The sequence below is a fragment of the Kribbella aluminosa genome (genome assembly GCF_017876295.1).
Taxonomy (GTDB): domain Bacteria; phylum Actinomycetota; class Actinomycetes; order Propionibacteriales; family Kribbellaceae; genus Kribbella; species Kribbella aluminosa.
This window is the reverse complement of the sequence record NZ_JAGINT010000001.1, coordinates 1,302,789-1,320,109: the sequence shown is the minus strand read 5'-3', so window position 1 is coordinate 1,320,109 and position 17,321 is coordinate 1,302,789. Positions and strand designations below refer to the sequence as shown.

The window sequence follows — 17,321 nt, the reverse complement described above, 5'->3', positions numbered from 1 at the left end:
GCGGACCCGGGTTGTCAGCTTGTCTGAGGAGTTGATAGCGTGCTCGGCATGCGCAAGCTTCCGGGTCTCCTCCTTCTTGGCCGCCACGGCGGGAGCTGATTCGACCGGCGCTCCCTCCGTGGAGTGCAGTTTTCCGCCGGTCCTCCACCTGCCTGGAAGGACCTTCGTCGTGAATCGTCAGCAGCCCTCCCCGATGCCCAGCCACCGGTACCGCGACATCTTCGCCAAGGTCCCGGTCGCACCCGTCGACCGCACCTGGCCGGACCGCCGGATCACCGCGGCGCCGCTCTGGGTCCCGGTCGACCTCCGGGACGGCAACCAGGCGTTGGCCGAACCAATGGATCCGGAGCGGAAGCGGAAGTTCTTCGAGCTGATGGTTGCCATCGGCTACAAGGAGATCGAGGTCGGGTACCCGTCGGCGTCACAGACCGACTTCGACTTCGTCCGGCTGCTGGCTACGTCGAATCTCGTCCCGGACGATGTGACCATCGTGGTCTTCACTCCGGCGCGTCCCGACCTGATCGCCCGGACGGTCGAGTCGGTCGCGGGGATGCGCGGTGACGTCGTCATCCACCTGTACGCCGCCACCGCGCCGGTGTGGCGGGACGTCGTACTGCGGAAGTCCCGGGACGAGCTGACGTCGATGATCTGTGCCGGGTCGGAGGAGATCCAGCGGCTGGCCGGGGACTCGGTGCGGTTCCAGTTCTCGCCCGAGGTGTACAACCTGACCGAGCCGGACTTCGTACTCGAGCTCGCGGACCGGCTCACCAAGCAGTGGGACGCGTCGCCCGAGCGGCCGGTGATCCTGAACCTGCCCGCCACGGTCGAGGCCGCGACGCCGAACGTGTACGCCGACCAGATCGAGTACATGCACCAGAACCTGCCGCGCCGGGACGGCGTCATCCTGTCGGTGCACCCGCACAACGACCGCGGTACGGGCGTCGCCTGCGCCGAGCTCGCCGTACTCGCCGGAGCCCAACGGGTCGAGGGATGCGTTTTCGGAAACGGGGAACGTACCGGAAACGTCGACATCGCCACGCTCGCGCTGAACCTGCACGCGCAGGGCGTCGACCCGATGATCGACTTCTCCGACATCGACGGGATCCGTTCCGTTGTCGAGTACTGCACGCGGATGCCGATCCATCCGCGGCACCCGTACGTCGGGGAGCTCGTGTACACGGCCTTCTCCGGTACGCACCAGGACGCGATCCGCAAGGGGTTCGCCGTACAGGGCGACGGGTTCTGGGAGGTGCCGTACCTGCCGATCGATCCGGCGGATGTGGGCCGCGGGTACGAGGCCGTCGTACGCGTGAACAGCCAGTCGGGCAAGGGTGGGATCGCGCATGTGCTGGAGTCTGTGTACGGGATCCGGCTGAGTCCTGCCGCCGAGCGGGAGTTCGCCGGGCATGTGCAGCGGCATACCGATGCCACCGGGCGCGAGGCGGGTGCGGAAGAGTTGAAGGCGTTGTACGAGGAGGTTTACGGGTGCTCGAACTGAAGGACGTCGACTTCGTCCGGGACGGCAAACCGCTGCTGTCCGGGGTGACGCTGACCGTGGGCGAAGGCGAGCGGTGGGCGCTGCTCGGGCCGAACGGCGCGGGCAAGAGCACGATGCTCGGGCTCTGCGGCGCCGTCACCCACCCGACCCGAGGCACCGTCGAGATCCTCGGCCGGCGCCTCGGTACGGTCGACATCCGCACACTGCGGGAGTCCATCGGCCACGTCAACCCACGCCACCCGCTGCGGTCGCCGCTGAGCATCCGGGACGTCGTACTCACCGGCCTCACCGGCACCATCGAACGCATGGCCCGCTGGGAACCCACGCCCGCTCAATCCGCGCGTGCCTTGGAGCTCATCGACCTGCTGGGCGTCGGTGCACTGGCCGACGCGCCCTGGACCACGATCTCCCAAGGCGAACGCGGCCGCGCCCTGATCGCCCGCGCCCTCATCTCAGACCCCCAGCTGATGCTCCTCGACGAACCCTCCACCGGCCTCGACGTCGCCGCCCGCGAACAACTCCTCGAGGTCCTCGACCAGATCCACACCACTCATCCACACCTGGCCTGGATCCTCGTCACCCACCACCTCGAGGAACTCCCCACCTGCACCACCCACGCCGCCCTGATCCGCGACGGCCAACTCCTCGCAGCCGGCCCGGTCGACGAAGTCATCACCACCGACCTCATCTCCACAACCTTCGCCCACCCGATAGCCATCACCCATCACGCCGGCCGCTGGACCGCAACCACAAGACGCCGCACCCAACCCAACTAAGGGCTGTCCTCCACCCGCCCCGAGCTGTCATCCTTGGCCATCGAATGACCGCCTGGGGGAAAGATGACGGTGATGGGCGAACGCCTGCCCGAGGCCTGGATGGTTGAGTGGCACCGCAACGGACGCGTCGAGTTCCCGCTTCGGCGGTGGTCGTTCATTCAGTACCCGATCTTCCTCGTGCTCGGGTACTCGGTGATGGCGGCGGTCAAGCTGCCGGACATGCTGGCCGACGACATCTGGCGTTTCCTCGGGTATCTGGTGATCCTCGCGTACGTCGGCGTCGCGATCGTGATCATCCGGCAACTCGTCACGCAACGGCCGTATGTAGTCGTCGACCGAGTAGGCATCCATCGCGGGCGCCGTTCCATGCCCTGGACCGAGACCGGCTCGATCGGCTCTGTCACCGGCGCGAAGCTGGTCCGGCAGCTTCGCCTGCACCCGAAGAACGTCTGGGCGAAGGAACTCACCATCAGCCAGCACCACGTCAACGATCTCGAGTCATTCCGCACCTGGCTCAGTGAGGTACTCGACGAGCATCGGCGGTCGGAGAACTCCGCGGGACGCCAATGACGGCGATCGGCGACGGGCTTACGGAGGTCTGGGCCGCTGAGCTGCAGGCGGGCCGTGGCTTGGAGCGAGACCATCACCGAGCTGGACGGTCCGGCAGCTGGTCGCTCGTTCACCGTCGTACCGACGCACGCAAGAGAAAGCTACGCATCGGCCAGCAGTACGTACGCAACCTGCCGACGTTCAGGTACTGGCTGGCAGACCTCCTCGAGGAACACCGCCGTACGTCCAACGGCGGCTAGGCCGCCGGGGTTGTCTCGTCGAAGCGGACCACAAGTTGTGCATGAAAGGCGTGCGCGATCCGCTCCAGCACTACGAGCGTGGGCACCGTCCCACCAGCCTCGAAGCGAGCCAGAGCGGACTGAGTCATCCCAGCAGCGTCTGCCAGCCGAGTCTGCGTCCACCCGCGCTCCTCGCGCATCGTCCGCACCGCTGCCCCGAGCTCGAACGCACGCCGCGTGGCGTCGTACGCATCTGAAGCACCGGGCTCCGCCATCCGCCGTCCCCGCAGCCCGTCCCAACCACTGCGCTCAGTCACCTCAGTCCTCCTCCAAACCTGAGACCACATGCGCTTCCCGCACACATCTCCGGTACGCCCGCACTGCCCTGCCGATCTCCCGCACCTCCCGCATTCGAGTCTTTCTGAAGACGGTGAGCAGAACGATTCGCCGATCGGTCGCAACCCAGTACGTGATCCGCATCGCGTCCTGATCGACCCAGAAGCGCAACTCACGAAGCTTTCCGTCGATCTGTTTGGTGTATGGCTCGCCCAGCAGCGGACCCCGCTCAGCGAGCAGGTCCACATAGAAGGCGACTCGCGCGAACAGGTCGGTCGGCAGTGCTTCGAGCCAGGTGCGCACCTCGGCCTCAAGTTCAACGGTACCCCAGGGCATAGCAAGAATGCTATACCAACTCGGCTACTCTCTGTGCAGTGCGCGTGCGGTTCTATCAGGTGAGGCCGAGGCGTTTGGTTAGGCGGGGGCCTCGTTTGATTTTGATTTCGCCGAGGATGGCGGTGCCGCGGATGTGGAAGCGTTTGGGGGTGGCCGGCTGGGCGTTAGGGTCGGGGACGGCTTTGAGGCCGGCTTCCTGTTCGGAGACGGAGCCGAGGATGGGGTTGCTGTCGAGGAGGACGATCGCGTTCTGCGGGACGCGGATCTTCACGTCGGCGAGGATCGACTTCACGTCGATCTGGATCTCGTCGAACGGGATCTGGGCCTCGGTGTAGTCCAGCGTCACGTCGCCGAGGACCGCGTTCACCTCCTGGCGCTGCGGGACCAGCCAGTTGCCCATCCGCTTGGTCTCGGACATGAACACGTTGAGCACCGGCCCGGTCTCCACCAGCGCGCCGCCGTACTGCGGAGCCGTGGCCGGGGCGCCCTGCGTCGCACCGGGTGCGCGGGGGCCGTTGGGCAGGTCCACGGTCAGCTCGACGAGCTCGCCGTACGTCTTGGACGCGTACAGCGTCTCCAGCCGCTCCTCCAGCTCGGAGTACGACAACCGGCCCTCGCCGGCGGCGTCGCGCAGTACGTCGGCGACCTCCTCCCGCTCGAGGTCCGACACCCGCCGCCGCAGCGCCGGATCGATCGGTGCCGGCACCGCGTCCTGCGGTCGGTTCTCCTGGGGAACGTCATCCTGAGCCACGCTAGAAACCATACGCGGGCGCACCCCCGGCCGCAGACCGGTTGCCTCCCCGATTCACCCCTGAACCCATCCCTGATCCCGCATACTGTCCGCCATGAACTGGGGTGGAGTACGCCGCGCACGGCAACTGGCCGTCGCCTACCTGATCGCGTTCCCGGCCACGGTCGCCGGCATCGTCCTGGTGCTCACCGCACAGGCAACGGGTCACCAGCAGCTGACCATGCCCGGCGGGGTGCTGTTCGTCGCCGGGCAACTGGTCATCAACGCCCTGTCCTTCGCCCTCCGCGAGGTGGTCCCGCTGCGCGCGGGAGGTCAGCAGCGGGACGGCCGGGCGCTGGCTTGGAACCGGATGTCGCTGGGGCTGGAAATGGCGGGCGCTTGGCGTTTCGTGCGATCGGGTGAGGGTGGCCTCAGTCGGGGGTGAGACGGAGGTCGCGTGGGGGTGGCGGGTGGGGAGAACTAGGCTTTGGGGCGTCCAGTCCAGTTTGTGTGGAGGTATGTGCGGTGTCTGCGGACTTCAACTACTCCGAGCTGTTGCCGTTGGGTGCTGATGAGACGGAGTACCGGCTGCTGACGACCGAGGGTGTCAGTACGTTCACCGTCGGCGACCGGACGTTCCTGCAGGTGCAGCCCGAGGTATTGCAGCAGCTGACCGCGGAGGCGATGCACGACATCTCGCACTACCTGCGGACCGCGCACCTCGAGCAGTTGCGGCGGATCATCGACGACCCGGAAGCGTCAGGGAACGACCGGTTCGTCGCACTGGACCTGTTGAAGAACGCGAACATCTCGGCCGGCGGCGTACTCCCGATGTGCCAGGACACCGGCACCGCGATCGTGATGGGCAAGAAGTCCGAGGGCGTGCTCACCGGCGCGGTCGACGAGGAGTGGATCAGCCGTGGCGTGTACGACGCGTACACCAAGCTGAACCTGCGCTACTCGCAGATGGCCCCGCTGACCATGTGGGACGAGAAGAACACCGGCTCCAACCTGCCCGCCCAGGTCGAGCTGTACTCGACGCCGGCCCAGGGTGACCCGGCGTACAAGTTCCTGTTCATGGCCAAGGGCGGCGGCTCCGCGAACAAGTCGTTCCTGTACCAGGAGACCAAGGCGGTGCTGAACCCGTCGCGGATGATGGAGTTCCTGGACGAGAAGATCCGTTCTCTCGGTACGGCGGCCTGCCCGCCGTACCACCTCGCGGTCGTGGTCGGCGGTACGTCGGCGGAGTACGCGCTGAAGACCGCGAAGTACGCCTCCGCGCACTACCTCGACACGCTGCCGTCGGCCGGATCGCCGGTCGGGCACGGGTTCCGGGACGTGGAGCTGGAGGAGGAGGTCTTCAAGCTGACGCAGGAGTTCGGGATCGGCGCGCAGTTCGGCGGGAAGTACTTCTGCCACGACGTCCGCGTGATCCGGCTGCCGCGGCACGGGGCGTCCTGCCCGGTCGCCATCGCGGTGTCCTGCTCGGCGGACCGGCAGGCGCTGGCGAAGATCACGCCGGAAGGTGTCTTCCTGGAGCAGCTCGAGCGCGACCCGGCGCGGTTCCTGCCCGACACCACCGACGAGCACCTCGACGACGCGTCCGACGTCGTACGGATCGATCTGAACCGGCCGATGAGCGAGATCCGCGCGGAGCTGTCGAAGCTGCCGGTGAAGACGCGGCTGTCGCTGACCGGGCCGCTGGTGGTGGCGCGGGACATCGCGCACGCGAAGATCAAGGAGCGGCTGGACGCGGGCGAGCCGATGCCGTCGTACCTGCGGGAGCACGCGGTGTACTACGCGGGGCCGGCGAAGACGCCCGAGGGGTACGCGTCGGGGTCGTTCGGGCCGACGACGGCGGGGCGGATGGACGCGTACGTCGACCAGTTCCAGGCGGCGGGTGGTTCGTTCGTGATGCTTGCCAAGGGCAATCGGTCGGCGAAGGTGACGGCGGCGTGCAAGGAACACGGCGGGTTCTACCTGGGGTCGATCGGTGGACCGGCGGCGCGGCTGGCACAGGACTGCATCAAGTCGGTCGACGTGATCGAGTACCCGGAGCTCGGGATGGAGGCGATCTGGAAGATCCAGGTCGAGGACTTCCCGGCGTTCATCGTGGTGGACGACAAGGGGAACGACTTCTTCACAGACACGAGGAAGCCGGTCCCGCTGACAGCTCGCCCGCGCAGCTGAAAAGCAAAGGCTGGGGGGTCAGCCGGTCCCGCTCACGGTTCGCCCGCGTAGGTGGAAAGCAAAGGCTGGGGGTCAGCCGGTCCCGCTCACGGTTCGCCCGCGCAGCTGAAAGCGATGGCTGGGGTCAGCCGGTGGCGTTGACGGTGCGTCCGCGTAGCTGGACGGGTGCCGTCAGCTGGCTTTGGTTTCGGGCTCCTCGGGGAGTTTGAGTAGGAGGGCCTTGGCGGCGCGGACGAGGTCTGCCTCGTTGTGGCCGAAGGCTTGGAGGTAGCACCCAAGGGCCGAGCGCAGCATCTGAAGCTCCTCGGCTTGCAGCTCGATGGTGTACATACCTCCAAGCTAATCCCGCGCGGGCAACTTGCAACCGCTCGTGACCCACCCGTTGTCAGCTGTGCAGCTCCTCCGCGATCAGCGCCGGCTGGTGGGTCGTCGGCGCGGTCGGCACTCGCCAGCTCGCCGGCGGGACCCACGCCTGCCAGTCCTCGCAGAACGGCGCCACCCACACCTCGACGTCCCGGATCGCCGCATGGGCGTCCGCAACGATCCGCTCCGCCTCCGCAGGCGTGAACTTCCCCGCGGTGACCGCGCCCTCCAACTCGTCCTCGTCCTTCCACTCGGTGCTGCGATCCGGATTGATCCACAGGTCGAGGACGTGATCGGCGGTACTGGTACGCCGGGCCGCCAGGTCGCGCACGTGTTCCCGCTCGAGGTTCACGTACCACCCACGGAAAGTCCCGTCGTCGCTCCAGAAGTACCAGACCGACCACGGCTTACCCGACGGCGACGCCTTGAGGATCCCGGTCCCGCGCCAGACGTCGAGCTTCAGCACCCGGTCCTCGGTGAACATCCGCACCGGACCGGCGTACCGCGTCTCGCGCCCGTCCACCAGCACCGGTTTGAGCAACGGCGTACCGGGTGCGAGCCAGGCGACCAGACCGTCGGCGTCGTCGCGCACGACCGTCATCGGCCGCACGTTCGGCAGTTCGGCATGCTGCCCGCTGCCCTCGTACACCCACTCGATCGTCGTACCCGGCTGCCAGTACCGCGTCACGAGCCCGGCCGGGTCATCGACAGTACGTCGAGGGCCGCGTCGAGCTGCTCCTCGGTGAGGTCTCCCCTCTCGACGTGACCGTTCTCGATCACGACCTCGCGGATGGTTTTCCCTTGTTTCAAAGCACTCTTGGCGACTGCGGCAGCGTTCTCGTACCCGATGTAGCGGTTCAGTGGGGTGACGATCGACGGCGACGACTCGGCCAGCGCGCGGGCGTGATCGACGTTCGCGGTGATGCCGTCGACGCAACGGTCGGCGAGCAGCCGTGAGCTGTTCGCCAGCAGGGTGATGGATTCGAGCAGGTTGCGGGCGATCACCGGAAGCATCACGTTCAGCTCGAAGTTGCCGCCGGCACCGGCCACGGTGATCGTGGTGTCGTTGCCGATCACCTGCGCGGCGACCATCAGCGTGGCCTCGCAGATCACCGGGTTCACCTTGCCGGGCATGATGCTCGACCCGGGCTGCAGGTCCGGCAGTGCGATCTCGCCGAGCCCGGCGCGCGGCCCGGATCCCATCCAGCGCAGGTCGTTGCAGATCTTCGTCAGGCTGACCGCCACCGTCTTCAGCTGCCCCGACAGCTCGACCAGACCGTCACGCGCGCCTTGCGCCTCGAAGTGGTCCTCGGCCTCGGACAGCTCCAGCCCGGTCCGCCGATTCAGCTCGGTGATCACCGCGGCCGCGAACCCGGGCGGGGTGTTGATCCCGGTGCCGACCGCAGTACCTCCCAGTGGCAGCTCGGCGACCCGCGGCAGCGTCGCCCGCACCCGGGACGCCCCGCGCCGGATCTGCTGGGCATACCCGTTGAACTCCTGGCCGAGCGTCACCGGCGTCGCGTCCATCAGGTGCGTCCGCCCGGACTTCACCACCTCGGCGAACTCGGATCCCTTACGGGCAAGGGAATCCGCGAGATGCTCGAGCGCCGGCAGCAGCTCCTGCACGACGCCCGCGGTGGCCGCGACGTGGATCGCCGACGGGAACGTGTCGTTGCTGGACTGGGACGCGTTGACGTGATCGTTCGGGTGCACGTCCGCGCCGAGCGCGCGGGTCGCGAGCGTGGCCAGGACCTCGTTGACGTTCATGTTCGTCGACGTACCGGAACCGGTCTGGAAGACGTCGATCGGGAACTCGGCGTCGAACTCCCCCGCGGCCACCTGGTCCGCGGCGCCGACGATCGCGGCTGACCGGTCCGCGTCGAGCACGCCGAGCGACGCGTTCACGACCGCGGCCGAGGCCTTGATCTGCGCCAACGCGTGCACGAGCTCCGGCGCGAGCGGCCGTCCCGAGATCGGGAAGTTCTGCACCGCGCGCTGCGTCTGCGCCCGCCACAACGCGTCCCGAGGCACCTTGACCTCGCCCATCGTGTCGTGCTCGATCCTGAACTCTGCGTCATCACCCATACCTGCAGAGTACGTCGATCGGACGTGCCGGAACGCGCTGATAGGCAAGCTGTGGACAACGCCACGGCCGGCTACGAGCTGCCCTGGTAGACGTAGTACAGCTCGTCGCGGCCTTGGAGTTCGACCGGGACGGGCTTCACCTCGCAGGCGCCGAAGACCGCCTCGACGGCTGACTGCAGGGCGGGGGACGCCGACGAGGACCAGACCGTGAGGACGCCGCCCGCGCGAAGCTTCCCGTGGCAGGTGGTCAGGAAGCCGGACGTGTAGATGGCCGAGTTCTCGTTGTAGACAAGGAAGTCCGGGCCGTTGTCGACGTCCAGCAGGATCGCGTCGACGGACGCGTCGGGGAGGTCGGCGACCACGGTCCTGACGTCGTCGACGACCACCGCGACCCGCGGGTCGTCGAGGACCGACGGCACCAGGCCGGCGCGCATCCACGCCACCAGGTCCGGCTCGATCTCCGCGACGACCACCTCACCGAGCCGCTCGTCGCCCAGCAACGCCCGGACCGTGTACCCGAGCCCGAGTCCACCTACCAGCACCCGGTCGGGGCGTCGTACCGCTTCCAGCGCCGCCGACGCCAGCAACTCCTCGCTCGACGTCTCCCGGTCGTCCATCACGAACACGCCGTTGACGCGCAACTCCAGCGCCTGGTCGTCCCGCCGCCGCAGCACGACCTCCCCCGGCCCACCAACGCCCCGCGCAATCTCCCGCACAACCCCATCCTCCCCGATCGCTTAGCGAACGCGGGAAGTCAGTACCAGTTCTTGGCCATCGAGTGGGCCCAGGCACCGCAGGGGGAGCCGTAGGTGGCCTCGATGTAGTCGAGGCCCCACTTGATCTGGGTAACCGGGTTGGTGCGCCAGTCGGAGCCGTACGCCGCCATCCGGATGCCTGGGAGCGCCTGCGGGATGCCGTACGCCGAGGAGGTCGGGTTGGCCGCGCTGACCTTCCAGCGGGACTCCTTGTTCCAGAGCTTCTCCAGGCAGCTGAACTGGCTTTGACTCCAGCCGTGGTCGGGGAGGAGGTTCATTGCGACCTCCTTAGGCGTGCCCGCGTACTTCTTCCGCTCGGCGTCCCGGCTGGCGCGCTCCTCGCTGGACGAGCGGGCGGCGCGTGCCAGGGCCTCGTAGCGCTTCAGCGCGGCGTTCTTGGCTGCCATCTTCTGGTCGGCCGCGTTCTGCAGGGTTACCTGCTGCTGCGCGATGGCCTCGACCTGGTTCCGCATCCGGATCGCGTCGGCGGCTGCACTGGCGGCGGTGGAGTTCGGCGCGGTTGAGGGCTTGTCGTCACTGGCCAGCACCTTGCCACTGTTGAGGACGGCCATCTCGGCCCGCCCGGACACCTGCTCCGACGCACTACTGCTCCCAGGAGAGCTGAAGAGGTCGACACCGGCGACAACGGAGACCACGGCGATTCCGGTCACTGCAAGAACCGCGACAGAGCGCTTCGCTTTCATCTGTCCTTCCGAGAAACCCGACCCCCGTCGGCTGCAACGAGAACATACTCTGGCGTAAACCGTCCGTGATCACAAGCAGGTCACGGAACAACGGCGCGGCCGCCGCGTGGCGACCGCACCGTTCTTACCTTCGCTTTACAGATAACTATGACCTAACTACACCGACACTCCTTACAGTTGCAGGTCGTCCAGCATCTCTGTGACCAGCGCGGCGATCGGCGACCGCTCCGAGCGGGTCAGCGTGACGTGCGCGAACAGCGGGTGCCCCTTCAGCTGCTCGACCACCGCGACCACTCCGTCGTGCCTGCCGACCCGCAGGTTGTCCCGCTGGGCGACGTCGTGGGTGAGCACGACCCGCGAGTTCGCGCCGACCCGGGACAGCACCGTGAGCAGCACGTTCCGCTCCAGCGACTGTGCCTCGTCGACGATCACGAACGCGTCGTGCAGCGACCGGCCGCGGATGTGGGTCAGCGGCAGCACCTCGAGCATGCCCCGGTCGATGACCTCGTCGATCACGTCGCTGCTGGTGAGCGCCCCCAGCGTGTCGTACACCGCCTGCGCCCACGGCCCCATCTTCTCGGCCTCGCTGCCCGGCAGGTACCCGAGCTCCTGGCCGCCGACCGCGAACAGCGGCCGGAAGACGATCACCTTCTTGTGCTGCCGGCGCTCCATCACCGACTCCAGGCCGGCGCACAGCGCGAGCGCGGACTTGCCGGTACCGGCGCGACCGCCGAGCGAGATGATCCCGACGTCGGGGTCCAGCAGCAGGTCGAGCGCGACCCGCTGCTCGGCCGACCGGCCACGGATCCCGAACGCCTCGCGGTCACCGCGAACCAGCCGGACGCGCTTGTCCGGCATCACCCGGCCGAGCGCGCTGCCCCGGTCGGACAGCAGCACGAGCCCGGTGTGGGTCGGGAACTCGCCGGCCTCCGGCAGCTCCACGGCGCCGTTCTCGTAGAGGTCGTCGACGACCTGGGTACCGACCTCGAGCTCGGCCATCCCGGTCCAGCCGGACTCCAGCGTCAGCTCGGCCCGGTACTCCTCGGCCTGCAGGCCGCACGCCGACGCCTTGACCCGCATCGGCAGGTCCTTCGAGACCAGCGTCACGTCCCTGCCCTCGGCCATGAAGTTGCAGGCCACGGCCAGGATCCGGCTGTCGTTGTCGCCGAGCCGGAAACCGGCCGGCAGCGTCTCCGGGTCGGTGTGGTTCAGTTCGACCCGGAGCGTTCCACCCTCCTCCCCCACTGGCAGGGGTGCGTCCAGTCGTCCGTGCAGTATCCGGAGCTCGTCGAGTAGTCGCAGTGCGGTACGGGCGAAGTAGCCGAGTTCCGGGTGATGCCGTTTGGCCTCCAATTCGGTGACGACGACCACCGGGACGACCACCTCGTGCTCGTCGAACCGCAGCATCGCGTGCGGGTCGGAGAGGAGCACCGAGGTGTCCAGCACGAAGGTGCGCTGGTCCGGTGTGGATGAGGTACTTGACGCCTTGGCGTGGATGGCCATGTCGCACGTCCTCTTCTAGGCCGTGACGTACACCCTCGCCCCGGCCCGCCAGTGGTTAGGTGATGGGTCGGGTGCCGCCCTCGGGGCCTGGTGTTGGCCCCGTCCGCGCCGCCGCGTGTGCGGCAACGGCGATCAGTGAGTCCGGGACCTCAGGTCTCGGGGACTCCGTTCGGCCCCTCATGGGGCAACCGGCTGGAACGAGATTCTCAAACTGATCGGGCCTCCCGTGACAGCCGGCTTCCCCTCCGACCGTCTCTGCCAGGGTAGGAGCCTCCCGCAAACTGCGCAGCCCGACACGCCAGCCCACGGGGTTAACACGGCGTTACGGCTTCCCCCTACCCCGGGGGAGCCGCTTCACTCCACTGGGTGATCCCGGACGACCGCGCCTCGGCCTCGATTCTGGAGGGTACGTCGTACCGCGTGGTCGCACCGGTGACTCGCCCTGGTGATTCCTGACTACACACTGGTCGCTGTTGTCGCGCTCGCGCCAGCACTGGTGGTTTTTGCGTTCACCGGCGTACCGGGCGCTCAGGGCGGCGTCGGCGACATCCTGTACTGGCACCGCGTGAACTTGATCATCCTGTTCGTCGGTGGGCCGGTCGGCATCAGCGACGATTTCCACAAGATGATGGCCGACACGCCCGGGATGCTCGAAATGCGTCGCGACGTACGCGTACTACCTGCGTCGGCGTACGGCATGCAGGCGGTGCGGCCGCGGGACGACACCGCCTGCGCTGGCCGAGCTCAGCCGATCGGTTTCGAGTCCAGCCTGATGTGGTCGATCGCCCAATACCAGTTGTTGCGGGCGTCGTACACACGGAGCCTCAGTGTCACGGTCGTGGCGCCAGCAGGTACGGCGATCTCCTTGCGGATCTCCTGGTTCTCTGCGTCCTTACCGGCGTTGTCGTTGCCGGAGGCGTCACTGCTGTAGCGCAACAGGTCCACGGCGGCACCTGTATCGAACGTGGCCGTCAGCAACACCTTCTGCGGCGCCTCCTGGCGGTAGTGCGAGTCGAAGACCAGGTACAGCTTCGACGTACCGCTGGGGACCTGTACTGCCGGCGACACCAGCGTGGAGTCGAAGGCACCACTGGCCGACGGGTTACCGGTGTCGTCCCAGTCATCCGGGTCCGCGACGGCCAGGACTCCGAGGCCCAGCGTGAACTTGTCACGGTCCTGTGCACCTGTGCTGTGCAGCCGCTTGGTCATGAACGTCCAGCCCTGCAGCTCACGCGTGCCCTGCGGCATTCCTGGTGCGTTCACCACCGACCAGCCCGCAGGAGGCGTGGCTGTCCACCCCAGGAGCGTGGCTGGCGCAGGGCGGTCGAGTGACGTCTGCAGCTGGTCAGCCAGCGACTCGAAGTCCTCGTCCAGCAAGTGCCCGGTCATCACCGGCCCGACCATCGGTGTGGTCGTGGCTGTTGCCGTGACCTGCCTGCCGCGTGCCTGTGCTTGTACGGCGACCTGCAAGGCGCGCGGGTCCTGGTTGGTCAGGTTGGCCGGCGACGCGACGTTCCAGGTAGCCGTGACCACCTGGCTAGCGGCCACCGTGGCAGGCGCTGCAGTGACCAGGGACGACGTCCAGCCCGCCGGCACCGTCAGAGCAGCTGACAGCGCAGTCAGGTCGTCGCCTGCCGTGAGAGTCGCGGTCACTGGCGTCTGCTTGCCAGGGACGATCACCTGCTCGTCGATCGTCGTCGACACCTTGCCCAACCCCACGGACGCGCCCAGCACCGCAGCAATCTTCGGGACGGCCGCGGCCTCCGCGACGGCCAGCCGGTTGCCCGACAGCCCGTAGACGAACGCCCGTACCCGCCGCAGGTCTAGGTCGGTTGTTCCGGCCGGTGCTGTCACCTCCCACGTCGCCGTCGTCACCTGGTCGGCAGCCAGGCTCTGCGGCGCGGCGGCCACCGGCTTCGCAGTCCAGCCCGCAGGAACGTCCAGTACTGCTCTCACGCCGGTGACCTTGTCCGCACTCGACAGGTTGGCCGTGAGCACAGTCGGACGGCCAGGAACGATGCTGGAGCGGTCACCTGTCGCAGGAGCCGGCAGCGTCAACCAGACGGTCACCGGGTCCGGCAGCCCAAGGGCGGGGTCCGTGATGCCCGACCTGCGGCTGGGGAGCCGTCCAGCACGCCGCCGCAAGAAGAACGCGTCGCCCGTCGCAGTGATCGCCACGTCGTACCAGCCGTGGGAGGCGATCCGTACAGGCACGGCGCGCGAGGCCCCGGCCGGTACGACGACCGTCCGCGTGCCCTCGCCGTACGCGAGATCGCCGACCTGGAATGTCTCCGACCTGCGGCTGTGGTTGACGATCTTCACAAGCAGTACGGCGTCGTTCAGGTCGACGGTGGCGTCCAGCGCCCCGTCGCGACCCCGTACGTGCCAGAGCGTGCCGCTCGGGCCGTGCATGCGCAGGTCGAACCCGGCGGCGCCGTAGCTCCACACGTCGCTCAGCCGCTTGCCACCCTCGACGGTGTAGAACCGCGGCTTCTCACCAGGCTCCGGGTACGTCGCGATGACGGCTGCCTGCGTACCGTGGTTGGCGAAGTCCACGGTCACCCTGCTGGGCTCGACGCGACTGGCCAGCGTCAGCGAGTACGGCAGCGGGCGCAGGGTCTTCGTGCCACGCTGCTGACGCGGCGGGGTCTGCGGGCTCGGCACAGTCGGCGCAGGGCGGGCTGCAGCGTCGTCGCTCTTCTTGCGGTTGCCACTGGTGTCCGGGAGCTGCGGCCACTGCGGCTCCGCACCGGAGAAGTCGAACGCCGACACCAGGTCGCCGGTGATCGCCCGTCGCCACGGGCTGATGTTCGGCTCCAGTACGCCGAAGCGCCGCTCCAGGAACTGGATCACCGACGTGTGGTCGTACACGGTCGAGTCGACGGCCCTACCGCGCGTCCAGGGCGAGGCGATGATCATCGGCACGCGCGTACCGAGCCCCAGCGCGGTAGGCCCGCCTACTTGGGTCTCACCGGTCGGCAGCGTGTTCGACCACGTCAGCTTCCCGTCTGCGGCACGGACCCGGTACTGACCGCTCTGACTGACAACCCGGTACCCCGCACTGCCGTTGGAGCGCTGGACACGTACGACGACCTCACCGTCCGGGCTGACCGTGCTCTTGCCGCGACCAGCAGCCACGGGAGGCGTCGGCGGCAGCATGTGGTCGAAGAAGCCGCCGTGCTCGTCGTAGTTCAGGATGAACGCGGTCTTCGCCCACACCGCGGGGTTGTCAGCCAGCGCAGCCAGCAGCTGTGCGGTCAGGTGCTCGCCGTTCGGCGGCGTGTACGACGCGTGCTCGGACAGCGCAGCAGGAGCGACCAGCCACGACACCTGCGGCAACTGGTCCGCTCGTACGTCGTCCGCGAACTGCTTCACCAGCGCGGCGCCCATCGCGAACGCATCACCCTGCTGGCCGCTGTCACCGACCATCCGCATGCCGCGCTCGTACAGAGACGACCCGGGCTTCGCCTTCACGAACGCCGAGAACCAGGCCAGTGCGTTGTCGTCGAAGTTGTCCAGCGCCTGGTACGTCTTCCAGGTGATCCCGGCCGCCTCGAGCCGCTCGGCGTACGTCGTCCACTCGTAGCCGCCGGAGATCTCGGTGTTGTCGAAGAGCGGCAGGTCGCGGACGGTGCCGCCGCTGGTGCCGGTCATGAAGTGCTCGCGGTTCGGGTTCGTGCTGGTCTCCATGGACGCGTGGTAGGCGTCGCAGACCGTGAAGACCGAGGTCAGGGCGGCGTAGAACGGCATGTCGGCGGGTTCGTAGTACCCCTGGCCGAGCCAGCCGCTGCCGCGGCGGGTCACGTAGCCGTCGGCGATGCCCTCGTTGCGGGCACTCATCGAGGTCGCGTAGCCGAAGTCGGCGGCGCCCTGGCGGTACGCGTTCGTGTGCGCGGCGTTCATGCTGAACGGCGCCAGCCAGCCCTCGTTGCGGGACGGGTCGGGCTGGAACATCACGGGCAGGCCGTTCACGCCACGGACCGCAGTACGGTCGCCGTAGCCGCGGACGCCGGCGGCGGTACCGAAGTAGTGGTCGAAGGCGCGGTTCTCCTGCATCAGGATCACGACGTGCTCGACGTCCTCGAGTCGGCCAGGGCGGCTCGGGGCGGCGAGGGCCTGCTGGAGGCTGGGCGGCAGGGCGGCCAGTACGGCGGCGCCCACGGCACCGCCGAGCACCGTACGGCGGGAAACGGTGGTCATCCGGACATCTCCGATCTCACGGGGTTGTCCGGGAGCCTGTTCAGCGCAGGCGAATTGGCCGTGAACGGCAGGCGATCACGCTATTGAAATTGGTCCGGACAACTGGTGAATAGGTCCGGACCAATCCTCGTTCGGACGCTCAGCTGCCGAAGCGGCGCTCGCGTTGGGCGTAGCTGCGGATCGCGCGCAGGAAGTCGACGTGCCGGAAGTCCGGCCAGAGCGCCTCGCAGAAGTAGAACTCACTGAGCGCGCTCTGCCAGAGCAGGAAGCCGCCGAGCCGCTGCTCACCCGACGTACGGATGACCAGGTCGGGGTCCGGCTGGCCCTTCGTGTAGAGGTGCCGGGCGATGTGCTCGACGTCGACCCGGTCGGCCAGCTCCTCGATCGAGATGCCCTGCGCGGCCTCCTCCAGGAGCAGCGAGCGGACCGCGTCGGCGAGTTCGCGGCGGCCGCCGTACCCGACGGCGACGTTCACCAGCATGCCGTCGACGTCCTGGGTCGCGGTCTCGGCCGCCTTCAACGCCTCCGCCGTACTGCCCGGCAGCAGGTCGAGCGCGCCGACCGGATGGATCCGCCAGCGGCCGATCGCGGTCAGCTCCTCGACGGACTGCTCGATGATCCGGAGCAGCGGCTCCAGCTCGTCGGCCGGGCGGGTCAGGTTGTCGGTGGACAGCATCCACACCGTGACCACCTTGACGCCGACCTCGTCGCACCAGTAGAGGAACTCGGCGATCTTGTTGGCCCCGGCCTCGTGACCGCGCGACACCGGGTCGCCGACCTGACGGGCCCAGCGCCGGTTGCCGTCGATGATGACGCCGATGTGCCGCGGGATCCGGTCCGGCGACAGCGATCGGGTGAGCCGGCGTTCGTACAGTCCGTAGACCGCGTCGCGCAGCTTCTGCTTGCCAGGTGTCCGCATGGGCAGGGTGCTCTCCTCAATGACTTCTCGATCACGAGGCTAGCCCAGATTCGCCCCGGTGCGAGAGGTCTTGGAGTGCCTCACAGCAAGCTGTCAGCAAGGTCGAACTTTCCTTGAAGTTCGTGCATCGAACACGCG

At 68.0% G+C, this 17,321-nt stretch carries 17 protein-coding genes; 6 read left to right on the top strand and 11 right to left on the bottom strand.

Annotated elements, in window-relative coordinates:
- Positions 1 to 169 precede the first annotated feature (169 nt).
- From JOF29_RS06560 to JOF29_RS06545, 4 genes are all read left to right on the top strand, one after another.
- The gene (locus JOF29_RS06560; protein ID WP_307863175.1) at positions 170 to 1,498 is read left to right on the top strand and encodes a 2-isopropylmalate synthase; all 1,329 of its coding nucleotides are present in this window, start codon (positions 170 to 172) and stop codon (positions 1,496 to 1,498) included.
- On the top strand, positions 1,486 to 2,274 hold the full coding sequence (locus JOF29_RS06555) for an ABC transporter ATP-binding protein (protein ID WP_209693331.1): 789 nt from the start codon (positions 1,486 to 1,488) through the stop codon (positions 2,272 to 2,274). Before JOF29_RS06560 ends, JOF29_RS06555 begins: the two co-directional genes overlap by 13 nt.
- A 72-nt stretch (positions 2,275 to 2,346) precedes the next feature.
- Entirely contained in the window at positions 2,347 to 2,844 is a 498-nt protein-coding gene (locus JOF29_RS06550) for a hypothetical protein (protein WP_209693330.1), read from the top strand.
- Positions 2,841 to 3,083, top strand: a complete 243-nt coding sequence (locus JOF29_RS06545) for a hypothetical protein (RefSeq protein WP_209693329.1) — start codon at positions 2,841 to 2,843, stop codon at positions 3,081 to 3,083. The genes JOF29_RS06550 and JOF29_RS06545 overlap by 4 nt, the downstream gene beginning before the upstream one ends.
- On the opposite strand, the gene JOF29_RS06540 is transcribed toward JOF29_RS06545, so the two are convergent.
- From JOF29_RS06540 to JOF29_RS06530, 3 genes are read right to left on the bottom strand one after another with little or no spacing between them, the layout of a single operon-like run.
- Positions 3,080 to 3,379 (bottom strand): helix-turn-helix domain-containing protein, encoded by a 300-nt coding sequence (locus JOF29_RS06540; protein WP_307863174.1) that lies wholly within the window; start codon positions 3,377 to 3,379, stop codon positions 3,080 to 3,082. The two genes, JOF29_RS06545 and JOF29_RS06540, sit on opposite strands and share 4 nt — an antisense overlap.
- A gap of 1 nt (position 3,380) precedes the next feature.
- Positions 3,381 to 3,734: a type II toxin-antitoxin system RelE/ParE family toxin gene (locus JOF29_RS06535; RefSeq protein WP_209693328.1), complete on the bottom strand. Its 354-nt coding sequence runs from the start codon at positions 3,732 to 3,734 to the stop codon at positions 3,381 to 3,383.
- A gap of 55 nt (positions 3,735 to 3,789) precedes the next feature.
- Positions 3,790 to 4,485 (bottom strand): DUF1707 SHOCT-like domain-containing protein, encoded by a 696-nt coding sequence (locus JOF29_RS06530; RefSeq protein WP_209693327.1) that lies wholly within the window; start codon positions 4,483 to 4,485, stop codon positions 3,790 to 3,792.
- 94 nt (positions 4,486 to 4,579) lie between these two features.
- Between JOF29_RS06530 and JOF29_RS06525 the strand changes: the two genes are divergently transcribed.
- The gene (locus JOF29_RS06525; protein ID WP_209693326.1) at positions 4,580 to 4,909 is read left to right on the top strand and encodes a hypothetical protein; all 330 of its coding nucleotides are present in this window, start codon (positions 4,580 to 4,582) and stop codon (positions 4,907 to 4,909) included.
- A gap of 80 nt (positions 4,910 to 4,989) precedes the next feature.
- The gene (locus tag JOF29_RS06520; RefSeq protein WP_209693325.1) at positions 4,990 to 6,654 is read left to right on the top strand and encodes a fumarate hydratase; all 1,665 of its coding nucleotides are present in this window, start codon (positions 4,990 to 4,992) and stop codon (positions 6,652 to 6,654) included.
- A gap of 171 nt (positions 6,655 to 6,825) precedes the next feature.
- Here JOF29_RS06520 and JOF29_RS06515 read toward each other — a convergent pair whose 3' ends face one another.
- The 8 genes from JOF29_RS06515 to JOF29_RS06480 form a co-directional block, all read right to left on the bottom strand.
- Entirely contained in the window at positions 6,826 to 6,984 is a 159-nt protein-coding gene (locus tag JOF29_RS06515; RefSeq protein ID WP_209693324.1) for a hypothetical protein, read from the bottom strand.
- 55 nt (positions 6,985 to 7,039) lie between these two features.
- Positions 7,040 to 7,705: a DUF402 domain-containing protein gene (locus JOF29_RS06510; protein ID WP_307863173.1), complete on the bottom strand. Its 666-nt coding sequence runs from the start codon at positions 7,703 to 7,705 to the stop codon at positions 7,040 to 7,042.
- On the bottom strand, positions 7,702 to 9,102 hold the full coding sequence (locus JOF29_RS06505; protein ID WP_209693323.1) for a class II fumarate hydratase: 1,401 nt from the start codon (positions 9,100 to 9,102) through the stop codon (positions 7,702 to 7,704). Before JOF29_RS06505 ends, JOF29_RS06510 begins: the two co-directional genes overlap by 4 nt.
- Positions 9,103 to 9,173: 71 nt before the next feature.
- On the bottom strand, positions 9,174 to 9,818 hold the full coding sequence (locus tag JOF29_RS06500; RefSeq protein ID WP_209693322.1) for a spermine/spermidine synthase domain-containing protein: 645 nt from the start codon (positions 9,816 to 9,818) through the stop codon (positions 9,174 to 9,176).
- Positions 9,819 to 9,856: 38 nt separating this feature from the next.
- Entirely contained in the window at positions 9,857 to 10,528 is a 672-nt protein-coding gene (locus JOF29_RS06495; protein ID WP_307863172.1) for an aggregation-promoting factor C-terminal-like domain-containing protein, read from the bottom strand.
- Positions 10,529 to 10,732: 204 nt separating this feature from the next.
- The gene (phoH2, locus tag JOF29_RS06490) at positions 10,733 to 12,064 is read right to left on the bottom strand and encodes an RNA 5'-3' helicase PhoH2 (protein WP_209693320.1); all 1,332 of its coding nucleotides are present in this window, start codon (positions 12,062 to 12,064) and stop codon (positions 10,733 to 10,735) included.
- Positions 12,065 to 12,808: 744 nt separating this feature from the next.
- Positions 12,809 to 16,264 carry a phosphocholine-specific phospholipase C gene (locus tag JOF29_RS06485; protein WP_209693319.1) on the bottom strand — a complete coding sequence of 1,152 codons (3,456 nt, stop codon included), beginning with the start codon at positions 16,262 to 16,264 and terminating at the stop codon, positions 12,809 to 12,811.
- A gap of 139 nt (positions 16,265 to 16,403) precedes the next feature.
- Entirely contained in the window at positions 16,404 to 17,183 is a 780-nt protein-coding gene (locus JOF29_RS06480; protein WP_209693318.1) for an isoprenyl transferase, read from the bottom strand.
- Positions 17,184 to 17,321 lie beyond the last annotated feature (138 nt).